This is a genomic window from Shinella sp. GW821-FHT10F02 (assembly GCF_058809275.1).
In genome coordinates, this window is sequence record NZ_JBXASL010000001.1 from 1,296,353 (window position 1) to 1,309,055 (window position 12,703).

The following is a 12,703-nucleotide window of genomic DNA, read 5'->3' on the forward strand; positions in this document are numbered from 1 at the left end:
ACTAGGCCGCACGATGCCGCACCAAACTCCGATCCTTGCTGTCAAATCGAGAAATTCCGTCAAGGCGTGGCGAAGCGGTGGGCAGACCGGGTAGAGATAGGCTGTTGCATCTCTCACATGCCGCGCTGAGAATAGGGCATACCCAGATACAGATGGAAATCGTGTAATCTATCTTATGGAACTAATCGATTTCACGCTCTCAGGCACTTGAGGCTGCGGCAAATACGTTTCACACACGGCGCATGACATCCTCGATCAGTTTTCGCGAACGCATCGCGCTCTATGCGCTTTTGACCTCACTGACCTCCCTCAGCATCGATGCGCTGTTGCCGGGGTTGCGGGAGATTGGTGCGGATGTCGGTGTCGCGCCGCCGCTTTCGACGCAGCACATCATATCGCTTTTCATCTTCGGCATGGCGTTCGGTGAATTGCTGCTCGGTCCGCTGTCCGATGCGATCGGACGGAAGAAGGCGCTTGTGCTCGGTCTTTGTGTCTATGTCGCCGGAACCGTCATCGCCATGCTGGCGGGAACGCTGGAGATGGTGATCCTCGGCCGGTTTCTTCAGGGTGTTGGCGTTTCCGGCCCGAAGATTGCGACACGGGCCATGATCCGCGACCAGTTCGAGGGCGATGCGATGGCCCGCGTCATGTCCTTCATGTTCACCCTGTTCATTCTCGTGCCGATGCTGGCGCCGGCCCTGGCGCAGGGCCTGATCGCCCTTGCCGGCTGGCGCAGCGTCTTTGCGGCTTATCTGGTCATTGCGGGTCTTCTCGGCCTGTGGCTGCTGGTTCGCCAACCGGAAACTTTGCCCGCACAAAAGCGCATTCCGTTTCGACCTGGCCTGCTGCTCCTGAATGGCCGCCGCATCCTTTCCAACCGTCGCGTAACGTTGCTGATCGTGGCGACCGGGCTCGTTTTCGGTGCGCAGCTTCTCTATCTCAGCACGGCGGCCGATCTGTTCTTTGACGCCTATGCAATCCGGGAAACCTTTCCCCTCTATTTTGCGGCGCTGGCCACGGCGGTGGGGCTTGCTTCATTCACCAATGGCAGGCTCGTGCAGCGGTTCGGCATGGATAGAATGGCGCGTGCCGCCTTCCTGGGATTAGCATCGGTTGGTTTTCTGATGCTGGTTGCATCCACGTTGTGCGGCGGTCGTCTGCCGTTTGCAGCTTTCATGGCATTCGGGTTTGCGGCCTTCTTCGCCATCGGCATCCTCTTCGGCAACCTGAACGCCATGGTCATGCGCTCTCTTGGCCAGGTTGCCGGCCTCGGCGCCTCCTTGCTCGCTTCCGGATCGAGCCTTGTTGCAACCGTGTTCGCTGTCGGCATGGGGAATTTCTATGACGGCACGACTATCAATTTGTCCGCAGGCTTCTTCCTCGCCGGCGTCAGCTCGCTCATTCTGGCGCATGTGGCGCAAGGCGGCGACGTATCACCCGTCGAGGCGGCTCGATAAACGGAAGCAAAAAGCAACCCGGTTGGCCATGATGGCCGCCCCAACTTGTTCCCTACCCTGCCCCATCCGGGCCTGGCGCATGGGCGAACCAGGAGGTCAGTTGGGCGGAATTGGTGCAGCCGGTGATCTTCATCAGCCGGGCGCGATGGGATTCGACGGTGCGGACCGACAGGTCAAGTTCGTCTGCGATGCGCGCATTGGTCTTTCCCTGCGACACCAGCGTCAGGATCTGCCGTTGGCGTTCCGTCAGGGAAAGCTGCGGGCTGGTCGTCGGGCGGTTGAGCCGCTGGAAACAGTAGAGGGCGTGGGCGAATGGGTCGTCGTGCTGAAAGCTCTTACCTGTGACCTGACACCAGAAACGCTGCCCGGTCACCGACATCATGATCCGCTCGTCATAATAACTGCGGCCGCCCGGCAGGTGCTCCAGCCACATTTTTCCGGTATGGATGAAGTCGGCAATCTTCGGATAGAGCACCGCGAAACTGCGGTCGATCAGGTCCGGGCGGGCATAGCCGAAGAGTTCGGCGAAGGCGTCGTTGCAATCGCGGATGATACGGTGGGTCGCGTAGACCATCGGCACGGGAATTTCGTTCAGGGAGAAGCGTAAGTCCCCTTCCCTGCCGAAGCCTTCGATCGAGCCGGCACGTCGCGTCATGCCGTATAAATACGGCTAACGCCTGCCGCCGTTCAAGCCGTAATGTCTCGCCTGGAACGTTTTCTATGGGAGGAACCATGCGGAAAATCCACGACAATGCGACGGCGGCCCTGGCGGGACTGCTCAAGGACGGCATGACCATCATGGCCGGCGGTTTCGGGCTTTGCGGTATTCCCGAAGCGCTGATCGAGGCGGTGCGTGAGTCCGGCGTGCGCGGGCTGACGGTCATTTCCAACAATGCGGGCGTCGATGGTATCGGCCTCGGCCGGCTGCTGGAAACCCGCCAGATCGACAAAATGATCTCGTCCTATGTTGGCGAGAACGCGCTCTTCGCGCAGCAATATCTCGCCAAGGAACTGGAGATCGAGTTCAACCCGCAGGGCACGCTCGCCGAGCGCATCCGCGCCGGCGGCGCCGGCATTCCCGCCTTCTTCACCCGCACCGGCGTCGGTACGGCCGTCGGCGAAGGCAAGGAAGTGCGCGAATTCGACGGGCAGCTTTATCTCATGGAGACGGCGCTCTTCGCAGACCTCGCTATCGTCCACGCCTGGCGCGGCGATACGGACGGAAACCTCGTCTATCGCAAGACCGCGCGCAACTTCAATCCGGTCATGGCGACTGCGGCGCACACGACGGTGGCGCAGGTCGAAAAGATCGTCGAGCCGGGCAGTATCGATCCCGACCACGTGCATACGCCGGGCATCTATGTCTCGCGCATGATCGAGGTTGCAAACGCTGAAAAGCGGATCGAGAAACGAACGGTGACGCCGCGGCAGTCGGTGGAGGCAGTCTGATGGCCTGGACACGGGACGACATGGCGGCGCGCGCCGCGAAGGAATTGCAGGACGGTTTTTACGTCAATCTGGGCATCGGCATCCCGACCCTGGTGGCAAACTACATCCCGGCCGGCATCCACGTCACGCTGCAAAGCGAGAATGGCATGCTGGGCATGGGTCCCTTTCCCTTCGAGGGCGAGGAAGATGCGGACCTGATCAATGCCGGCAAGCAGACGATCAGCGAACTGCCGGGCAGCAGCTTCTTTTCCAGTGCTGAAAGCTTTGCGATGATCCGGGGCGGCCATATCGACCTCTCCGTTCTGGGCGCGATGCAGGTGGCGGAAAACGGTGACCTCGCCAACTGGATGATCCCCGGCAAGATGGTCAAGGGCATGGGCGGCGCGATGGATCTCGTCGCCGGCGTCAAGCGCGTCGTGGTCGTCATGGAGCACGAGGCGCGTGGCGAATCCAAGGTCCTCAAGCGCTGCGACCTGCCGCTGACCGGAAGCCGCGTCGTCAACCTGTTGATCACCGACCTCGCCGTCTTCGAGCCGGCGATCCGCGGCGAGGAGCCCATGCGCCTGGTGGAACTCGCGCCGGGCGTGACGGTCGACGAATTGCGTGCCCGCACGCAGGCGGATTTCCGCGTCGCGCTCGACGGGTAGTGCGGCCGGAAAGTCATTTTATAATTCAGCCTATTAAAGGGTCGGAACATAAAATTCCGGCCCCTCCCCTGTTAACTCCCACCGTCGAACATCATGTCGATGGCATACGGTCTAATTTCGACAGCGCCGGATCGAAAAAAATCCTAGGCATGACCGGCCGCGGTCCAGGACACCAGTTGCGGCTGATAGTGTCCAGTGCCGCTATCACGCTGACATTGCCGGCACTGGCAGTCGACCTGCGTGCGTCATTTGCCGCTGCGTGGAACGACGATGATTTGCCAATTTCAAGAGGCTCGTCGCGGACACAAGGTTCCGTTGATTCTGATTCCCGATTCTCTCGCGCGCCGGCATTTTGAGCCCGTAGGCCTCCGCTTGGTTGGACCACCTGTGTCAAAAGTGTGGAGAGTTACAAACGGAAACGCGCGCTACTTTTGCGAGAAATTCAATAATATCAGTTGATTAACGCCTATCTACGACCGAAGACTGCCCGTTCGGTTCTATTGTCAACCGCCAACACATGGACGGACTTATAGAATCGTGTTCTATCTCTTGGCGAGTGCCGGCCGGTAAACCGGCGATGGGCCGCCAAGAGGGAAAAATGGCGATAGCGCAAAAGGTAGAAACAGTGGTTCCTTCCAAGGAAGATGCAGGCAGCAAGATCACGCGCCATGCCACGCTGTTGTCCGGACAGCTGCAGCAGCTGAGAACGCGTATGTATCCGCCGAAGTCGGAAAAGATTCTTCGGCAATTTTTGACGAATGAAGTCTCCAAGCTGACATCGATACCCGATTCGACGCTGAAGCTGATGTCGAGCGAAGGCCGCGGTCCCGTGCCGAGCCGGCTGGAGAACAATCATCGGGTCTATACGCTCCAGCAAATCAACGAGTTGCGGGAACTGTTCGCAAAGCAAAAGCCGGCGGATGCCCTGCGTTTCCTGCCGCGCCGCCGGCCGGGAGAACATCTCCAGGTTCTCGCCATCGCCAACTTCAAGGGCGGCAGCGCCAAGACGACGACCTGCGTTCACCTCGCGCATTTTCTCGCCCTGCAAGGCTACCGCGTTCTCGCACTCGATCTTGATCCGCAGGCGTCGCTGTCGGCGATGTTCGGTTCGCAGCCGGAGGTCGATGTCGGCGCCAACGAGACGATCTATGCGGCGCTTCGATACGACGATGCCGAACGGCGGCCGATACGCGACATTATCCGCAAGACCTATTTCGACGGCATCGACCTCATCCCCGGCAATCTGGAAGTGATGGAGTATGAGCATGAGACCCCGCGGGTCCTCGCCAACAGGTCGAGCTCGGGTGCGATCTTTTTCGAACGGCTGAAACTCTGCCTCGCCGAGGTGGAAGCCGACTACGACGTCGTCATCCTGGACACCCCTCCCTCGCTCGGCTTCCTGACGCTGAGCGCGATCTATGCGGCGACGAGCATGATCATCACCGTGCATCCGGCCATGCTGGACGTCGCGTCCATGAGCCAGTTCCTTCTCATGATGGGCGACCTTATCAGCGTCTTGACCGACAGCGGCGCGCAGCTCGATCAGGATTTCATTCGTTATCTCGTGACGCGTCACGATCCGAACGATGCGCCGCAGTCGCAGGTGGTCGCGATGCTGCGCCATCTGTTCGGCGCGGATGTCCTGCTGCCGACAGCCGTGGAAAGCACGGCTGTCGAGGCGGCGGGGCTTGGGAAACGCTCGCTGTACGAACTCGAAATGGGCCAGATCGGCCGCGAGACGCACAAGCGGGCACGCGAGGCGGTGGACGCCGTCAATGAGGCGATCGTTCGCCTGATCAACACGAGTTGGGGGCGTGGATGAGCAAGACACCACGGAAATCCATCGTTGCAAGCTTCGGCCTGCTTTCGGCTGAACTGGAGAGCGAGGAGCCCGCGGCACCCGAGCCGGTGGCAGCGCCCTCCCCTGCCCCGACGACACGCGTTGCCGCCGGCGTCATCGGTGCCGCCCATCGGGCGATCGATGACATCCGGGCGGAGCGTGACCGCTTGCGAGCGATCGTCGAGGCGGGCGGAGCGTCGATCCACGACCTCGACCCCAGGATCATCGACCCCTCCCCTTTTCCGGATCGTTTGCCGGACGATGACGCGAGCGATTTCCAAACGCTGAAGCGCTCGATCGAGACGGAAGGCCAAAAAGTCCCCGTCCAGGTTCGAAAGCACCCTTCGGCGGCCGGACGCTACCAGATCGTCTATGGGCACCGGAGATGGCGCGCTGCGCTGGAGCTCGGTCAGCCGGTCCGGGCGATCGAAGTCGATATGACCGATCACGACTTGGTCGTCGCGCAGGGCATCGAGAATGCCAGCCGGCAGGACTTGTCGTGGATTGAGCGTGCGCTGTTTGCCTCGCGCATGGACGATGCCGGGGTTCGGCCGCGCGATATCTATGCCGCGCTTTCGATCGAGGATGCCGAACTCGCCCGCATGCGCAGCGTCTATCGCTCGGTTCCGGGCGATGTGATCGAAGCGATCGGCCGTGCGCCCAAAATCGGTCGGCCGCGCTGGCTGGATCTGGCCAAGACGATTTCCGGCAGCTCCGGTGCCCTTGAAGCCGTACGCCGCGCTTTGTCGAAGGCAGGCGACCGCATCGAGAACTCCGACCAGCGCTTCCAGCAGGCGTTGAATGCGGTCAAGTCGAGCCCAACTCCGCGCGGTGGCGCCGTTACCCTCTCCGATACCGAAGGCAAGGCGCTGGGCGCTTACGTCGCTTCTGCCAAGGATGTCCGGATTTCCGGCGAGGGTGAATTGGGTACCGCGTTCTTGAAATTTATCCAGGAGGAGCTGCCGGCACTTGCCGAGCGTTTCTCCCGTCAGCGGAACAAGGGGTAATCCTGACATTTGTCAGGTTGCCCGGATATGGAAGAAAGGAAGCGTCGCAAAAGAAAAAGGCCCCCCAAACGTTGCCGTCGTGGAAGCCTCTCTCTGATTTAGCACTTCGAGACTCGCATTTCCACGAATCTTAGTCAAGCGTCTTTGGCACCGTTTTTGGTGAGCGGATTTCTTTTGCCTTGTCGAAGGTGAGAGAAAATGCAGAGTGGAAATGTAACGACGCCTTTCGGGCGGCGGCCGATTTCGCTTGCCTTGGTCAGGCAGCAAGTCGCGGCGGCCGAGATCCCCGCGGGCAAGCGGGCTGACAAATGGAAAGTCTTTCGGGACGCGTCCGAAGCCCGTGTGCTTCTAGGCCTGCAAGACCGTAGCCTGGCCGTACTCGACGCCTTGCTGAGCTTCTATCCGGAGAACGAACTGCGCCAGGACGCGCAGCTCGTCGTCTTCCCATCAAACGCACAGTTGAGCATCCGCGCCCACGGGATAGCGGGCGCTACGTTGCGCAGGCACCTCGCCTTTCTCGTCGAGGCAGGCCTGGTCATCCGCAAGGACAGTGCCAACGGCAAGCGCTACGCCCGCAAGGACAGGAGCGGCACGATCGAATCCGCCTTTGGCTTCGATATCTCCCCTCTCCTGCTACGCGCCGAGGAACTCGCGGAGATGGCACAGAAGGTCGCCGCCGATCGCGCCGCCTTCCGCCGCGCAAAGGAAGAACTCACGATCCGTCGCCGCGACGTACGTAAGTTGATCAGCGCCGCGATAGAGGAGGGGGCTCCCGGCGACTGGGCGGCAATCGAAGACATCTATATCAGCCTCGTAAGCCAAATCCCCCGTGCCCCGACGATGGCGGACGCAATCAAAATTAGCGCAGAATTGACGCTCTTGCAGGCAAACGTCGTCAACATGCTGGAAAACATCAATAATTCGAAGAATACGAGCAGCAATGCCGCTCAAAGTGGGCAGCACATACAGAATTCAAAAACCGAATCCATCTATGAACTTGAACCAAGCTCAGAAAAAGAGCTGGGGGCGATCCCGAATGAAAACCTGAAGCCAAATGCACAACCGCCCCTCCCCTTCCCTTTGGGATTGGTCTTGAAGGCCTGCCAGGAGATCAGCGCATATGGACCCGCCGGCACGATCGGCAGCTGGCGCGACATGATGTCTGCAGCGATCGTTGCCCGCTCGATGCTGGGAATAAGCCCGTCGGCCTACGAGGAAGCATGCGAGGTCATGGGACCCGAAAACGCGGCAGTCACCCTCGCCTGCATCCTCGAACGATCCAGCCACATCAATTCACCCGGCGGATACCTGCGCAACCTAACCTCCCGCGCCCGCCGCGGAGAATTTTCGCTTGGCCCTGTTTTGATGGCGCTGTTGAGGTCTGGGGGTGATGATGCACGGGAGGCTGGGTGAATGTGCGAAGAGGTCTTCCTAAAGGAAGGCTTCCCCCCTCCCCCAGTGAGAACGAGCAACAAAACTGGGTGCGCTGACTAAGGCCTGTGGGGATTCATTGTGAATTGATGACGGCAGCGGCGAGATAGATCATGGCCGAGAAGCTTCGGTCTGTTTTGCAGGCTCGCATTGCGACACGTTTGAACTCCTTGAGCTTGCAGAAGAAGTTCTCGATGAGATGACGCCATTTGTAGAGGTCGCGATCGAGTGGTCGCGGCTTGGCTCGGCGCGGATGCTGAGAGATGACGACTTTGGCGCCGCGTTCGTCGAGATCGGCGACGATGGCATCGCTGTCGAAAGCCTTGTCGGCGATCAGGCCGCCGAAAGCGATGCCGTCGAGCAAGGGCGGAACGCCGACCGTATCGAAGCGATGGCCCGGCATGAGGCGGAAGCGGACCAGATTGCCCAGCGCGTCGGTGAGTGCGAGTATTTTGGTCGTCATGCCGCCTTTGGAGCGGCCGATGGCCTGGCTTTGAGTCCCCCTTTTGCGCCCTGACCGTGCCGGTGGACCTTCACGATCGTCGCATCGACCATGGCATATTCCATGTCCGGTTCGTTTGAACACGCCTCGAAAAGCCGGATGAAGACATCGGCCGCGCGCCAGTCCCTGAAGCGGCGGAAGGCCGTGCTCCAATTGCGCAAAATGCGCAGGCAAGTCACGCCAGGGGCTACCCGTTCGTGCGATCCACAGCACCGCCTCGACAAAGAGGCGATTGTCGCTGCCGCTCCGGCCTGGATCGCCGCGCTTGCCAAGGCAATGCGGCGCCATTTTAGCCTATTGGGCGTCCGTCAAAACGTATCGATCCATCCCATCCGTGATTCACATCTCAAAAACTTTGTGAATCCCCACAGGCCTTAGATTGTTAATCCGCGCTAGGCAGGGGGCCTCATTCAAATCCATGCGATGATTGTTGAAACGAGAGCGACAGCAGCAAAGTAATTTTTAGCGAGCTTGTCATATCGTGTTGCGATGCGGTGTGCCAATCACTGTTAGATGAGATGTCTGCTCGATATACGCGACGATGAAAGCGCGATTCGGCTCCAGCACACGCCGACGATGGCCGCTCATCTTGCCCGGCAATTCTGCCCGACCGTAGCCACAGCTAAAACATGCTCACGAAGATCATTCGAATAAGGTCGTGCCGTGGATTAGGCATATACGCCCACGCACTCCGGCGAGGTCCGTAATCTGCTGACATTGGCTGGGTTAATCTCCAAAGCTCAAAACATGTCTCGCTCAATAAGCGCCGGAGAAAATTGGCACTACGGTGCCATGACATAAAACTTCTTTAACGTGTTGAAGCGGCCATGAATACGTCGAAATTTTGTCGCTTACTAGACGAAGTCAGGCGTGGTGTGTTGGTATACACTGACATGCTTCATAACCAACATGCAAACATATCTGAAGCGAGATGTCGCCGACCTTTGGGCTTGAAAAACAGCTGAAAACATAAACCGACCACGTCCGAGAAGCCTGGAATTTTCGATCTCTTCTGTCTTTTTTCTTCGCTCAGGAGCAGCCGGCTAGCCTTTGAGCCGGGGAACCGAATTCCTGGAGGAAAACCTCTCATTTGGCATCAACGAGTTCTTGCGTCTAAAGCGAGGACCAATTCCCAGTAACTGCATGTGAAGGGTGCAGCAGTTACCTTTTCTTTTTCGGAATAGGCGCGACGCCAGAGAAAATCGCAAACCGCTATCGTGTCCCCCTCCTCCATGCCTTCACGACAGCATTACTCCTGTTGTCGGACCTATCTGTTTTCTGAAAATGCCTGGAACAACATTGCCGATTAACATTGACTTTCGTCATCACTCGTTTCGGTGTAGCACCGTGCTGAAAGCAGGTTCCGAGATAATGATTGGCTTCTGGGCCTATGCAACAAGACGATGTAGACTTGTTTTCAGGTCGAGAAACCGAGAGACCATCACGAACGAGCCGCCGAGCCATTGAAAGTTGGTTGATCAAGTTGATGATGATCCAGATGATTATTCCTACTTCCAAATTCCATTCAAAACTCAACTCGAACCGCAAGGATTTTGGGATGCTATTTTTTCCGGGGGGTAGTAGCTGACGAATCCCTCCCCAGTTTATCGGAAGTGTGTGGTCTCAAAAAGACGGTTTTGGCATGCGATGAATGTAGTCTGAGGAGATCTGCCAAACCGGAGATGTGTACTTGAGCAACACCATTACGTTGAATAGTTCTGTGCAACGGGGGTAACTGATTTGGATAGTGCTGCTCCAACGGAGCCGAGCTGCCGGTGCTTCGGGTCATGAAAGTGTTCAGGAGTCGGGGTTTTGCGGTCTGAATTAATTAGCCGACTAAATTTAGTTAACGTCGTTTCATATTCCAATACGGTTTCATTGAGCGACGGACGATCAATGTCCAGCCTTCGATCTCTATTTGATCGCCATTTGCCAGAAAATGCGATATCCAATTTTCTCTAAGTGCGTCTCTCTTGGACCTAGTTTTTTCGAAGCAAGGCGAGTAACGGCCTTTAGGTTTGCGACGGAATGAAGAAAACCCTGACAGTTGTCAGGGTTCTGTCGGCGGGCAAATGGATCTATAAACCTTGAGCCTTCGGGGCCGACTGAAACTTCAGAGGTTTTTCGTTATTGCTTCGGGATGCGACTTTGTACGGGATTTGTGTTGGCATAAACAAAGGCTAACACAAAAATGAAGTTGATGGACGAGAACTGGGGGCAGGTCTTATACTTCTTTCGCCACCCTCCCCTCCGGTTAACTGACTTTCTCCTCGATCATCACCTGTGAAAACATAAGAACGTCAGTTCCAAGGAGCATTCAGCGAGTCTCCGGCCTCTTTCCCAAAGCTGAGAGATACTCGTGCCTAAAGGTGCCGAGCAAATACAGGCCGTGATCGCAAAAACCGAAAAGCGGTCGAATTTAAATTGTAGAGTTGTGCTGTGTTTTGCGATGGTATTCCTGAGCGGTTATTGCAGTCTAGGCCATATTGCCTACGCGCTATCATCGCGCAGCCCTCCGGCAGAGTCGGGTCATTCAAATCGGCCAGCGATATCCGCCGATACAATGCCAAACTAGTAGGAGTTTCCTTTTTAGCGAGCGTGTAGCAATGAGCCGATGGCGCCCAAACCAATTAGATAGCATCTATCCTCCTGTTTACTATTCGTTGGGATGACGCTTATAAGTTTACCACTTTACTACGCAGACGAGGAGCTGCGTAAAATATGCGGTAGCTTCACAACTAAGCTTGATGATATGTTGGCTAAGTCTTTTGCTAAATGACATTTATAGCCGCAGATCTCAACATCGGTGCAATTCGAACTCACAGTACTGTTTCCATCTCAAACTAGGCCTCTCTGCTTTATACATGACGGCAAACCGTCATGATGATGACGACGACCAACGCGTTCTTTATGCGGCTCTTACGAGCGAGGTCGAACAGCTCGACCAAGACATTTGCCTTGTGTAGTCGCTTAAGCAGCGAAACGCTGAGTACCGAATCGGGGCTCCTTGCTCTGATGCATATACGTGCTAACGTCGGCACGATTGTTAAGAAGAAATTCTTGCGAGCTTGTCGAAGCGGGGCTTGCTTCTTCCGAAGTACTAGGGTTTGTAGAAGTAGCGCTCTATGGTATTGCGCTGCCTGCTGTAGGTTGATTACGATTGAGCGCTGGACTACGCAATCCCGTGGGATACAGACGTGGGCATAGCCGCGACGTTTCCGGGCTACCCTGATGTTGGCTGTCCTTGGCCCAATGCTTGAAGCGTTTATAAACTGTCTTTTGCAGACCCTAGCTCTGGGTAGGCCGCAGTCGGGAGAATATGAAAGATCCCGTGAATAACCCAGCAGTCATCAACACAGGCAACACCGCTTAGCTCGTAGAGGAACATCGGCCCAATTCGGCACCGCTCAACTCCACCTAAATTATATGATTCATTTTAAGTATAGCTCTTAGAGCTTTCAACGGCCCAACCGTTTGTAGGGTCAAAACATAATTCCCAAAAATGCACTGGCATATCAGATAACGGCGGCGCCTTTTTTCGGCGAACCTTTAAGGTCTGTGGGGATTCATTGTGAATTGATGACGGCAGCGGCGAGATAGATCATGGCCGAGAAGCTTCGGTCTGTTTTGCAGGCTCGCATTGCGATACGTTTGAACTCCTTGAGCTTGCAGAAGAAGTTCTCAATGAGATGGCGCCATTTGTAGAGGTCGCGATCGAGTGGTCGCGGCTTGGCTCGGCGCGGATGCTGAGAGATGACGACTTTGGCGCCGCGTTCGTCGAGATCGGCGACGATGGCATCGCTGTCGAAAGCCTTGTCGGCGATCAGGCCGCCGAAAGCGATGCCGTCGAGCAAGGGCGGAACGCCGACCGTATCGAAGCGATGGCCCGGCATGAGGCGGAAGCGGACCAGATTGCCCAGCGCGTCGGTGAGTGCGAGTATTTTGGTCGTCATGCCGCCTTTGGAGCGGCCGATGGCCTGGCTTTGAGTCCCCCTTTTGCGCCCTGACCGTGCCGGTGGACCTTCACGATCGTCGCATCGACCATGGCATATTCCATGTCCGGTTCGTTTGAACACGCCTCGAAAAGCCGGATGAAGACATCGGCCGCGCGCCAGTCCCTGAAGCGGCGGAAGGCCGTGCTCCAATTGCCAAAATGCGCAGGCAAGTCACGCCAGGGGCTACCCGTTCGTGCGATCCACAGCACCGCCTCGACAAAGAGGCGATTGTCGCTGCCGCTCCGGCCTGGATCGCCGCGCTTGCCAAGGCAATGCGGCGCCATTTTAGCCTATTGGGCGTCCGTCAAAACGTATCGATCCATCCCATCCGTGATTCACATCTCAAAAACTTTGTGAATCCCCACAGGCCTTAGA

General features: G+C 57.3%; 8 protein-coding genes and 1 pseudogene. 6 read left to right on the forward strand and 3 right to left on the reverse strand.

Annotation, left to right across the window (positions count from 1 at the left end):
* Nucleotides 1-290: 290 nt before the first annotated feature.
* Nucleotides 291-1,457, forward strand: coding sequence for a multidrug effflux MFS transporter (locus AC1RWL_RS05955; RefSeq protein ID WP_493092809.1), 1,167 nt, complete (start codon nucleotides 291-293; stop codon nucleotides 1,455-1,457).
* 52 nt (nucleotides 1,458-1,509) lie between these two features.
* On the opposite strand, the gene AC1RWL_RS05960 is transcribed toward AC1RWL_RS05955, so the two are convergent.
* Entirely contained in the window at nucleotides 1,510-2,112 is a 603-nt protein-coding gene (locus AC1RWL_RS05960) for a PAS and helix-turn-helix domain-containing protein (protein WP_256114440.1), read from the reverse strand.
* Nucleotides 2,113-2,189: 77 nt separating this feature from the next.
* Here AC1RWL_RS05960 and AC1RWL_RS05965 point away from each other — a divergent pair, with 77 nt between their 5' ends.
* The 5 genes from AC1RWL_RS05965 to repC all read left to right on the forward strand — a co-directional run bounded on the left by AC1RWL_RS05965 (nucleotide 2,190) and on the right by repC (nucleotide 7,813).
* Complete coding sequence (locus AC1RWL_RS05965) at nucleotides 2,190-2,906, forward strand: CoA transferase subunit A (RefSeq protein ID WP_493092808.1); 717 nt, start codon at nucleotides 2,190-2,192, stop codon at nucleotides 2,904-2,906.
* Nucleotides 2,906-3,553 carry a 3-oxoacid CoA-transferase subunit B gene (locus AC1RWL_RS05970; protein WP_435265010.1) on the forward strand — a complete coding sequence of 216 codons (648 nt, stop codon included), beginning with the start codon at nucleotides 2,906-2,908 and terminating at the stop codon, nucleotides 3,551-3,553. The genes AC1RWL_RS05965 and AC1RWL_RS05970 overlap by 1 nt, the downstream gene beginning before the upstream one ends.
* 598 nt (nucleotides 3,554-4,151) lie before the next feature.
* A complete protein-coding gene (repA, locus tag AC1RWL_RS05975) occupies nucleotides 4,152-5,375 on the forward strand; it encodes a plasmid partitioning protein RepA (RefSeq protein ID WP_493092807.1) in 1,224 nt (407 codons plus the stop codon).
* Nucleotides 5,372-6,400, forward strand: a complete 1,029-nt coding sequence (gene repB, locus AC1RWL_RS05980) for a plasmid partitioning protein RepB (RefSeq protein ID WP_493093826.1) — start codon at nucleotides 5,372-5,374, stop codon at nucleotides 6,398-6,400. Before repA ends, repB begins: the two co-directional genes overlap by 4 nt.
* 198 nt (nucleotides 6,401-6,598) lie before the next feature.
* Entirely contained in the window at nucleotides 6,599-7,813 is a 1,215-nt protein-coding gene (repC, locus tag AC1RWL_RS05985) for a plasmid replication protein RepC (protein ID WP_493092806.1), read from the forward strand.
* Nucleotides 7,814-7,907: 94 nt separating this feature from the next.
* Here the strand turns inward: repC and AC1RWL_RS05990 are convergent.
* Both AC1RWL_RS05990 and AC1RWL_RS05995 read right to left on the reverse strand, forming a co-directional pair.
* Nucleotides 7,908-8,621, reverse strand: a pseudogene (locus AC1RWL_RS05990) (IS5 family transposase).
* A gap of 3,278 nt (nucleotides 8,622-11,899) precedes the next feature.
* Nucleotides 11,900-12,612, reverse strand: a protein-coding gene (locus tag AC1RWL_RS05995; protein WP_493158256.1) for an IS5 family transposase whose coding sequence is annotated in 2 segments (ribosomal slippage) — nucleotides 11,900-12,321 and nucleotides 12,321-12,612 — 714 coding nt in all. Because the reading frame shifts where the segments join, the coding sequence is not laid out codon by codon here.
* Nucleotides 12,613-12,703 lie beyond the last annotated feature (91 nt).

Bases quoted from the DNA above. Each gene is read 5' to 3' on its own strand.
- AC1RWL_RS05960 (WP_256114440.1), bottom strand. From the start codon at position 2,112: ATGACGCGACGTGCCGGCTCGATCGAAGGCTTCGGCAGGGAAGGGGAC.
- AC1RWL_RS05965 (WP_493092808.1), top strand. From the start codon at position 2,190: ATGCGGAAAATCCACGACAATGCGACGGCGGCCCTGGCGGGACTGCTC.
- AC1RWL_RS05970 (WP_435265010.1), top strand. From the start codon at position 2,906: ATGGCCTGGACACGGGACGACATGGCGGCGCGCGCCGCGAAGGAATTG.
- repA (WP_493092807.1), top strand. From the start codon at position 4,152: ATGGCGATAGCGCAAAAGGTAGAAACAGTGGTTCCTTCCAAGGAAGAT.
- repB (WP_493093826.1), top strand. From the start codon at position 5,372: ATGAGCAAGACACCACGGAAATCCATCGTTGCAAGCTTCGGCCTGCTT.
- repC (WP_493092806.1), top strand. From the start codon at position 6,599: ATGCAGAGTGGAAATGTAACGACGCCTTTCGGGCGGCGGCCGATTTCG.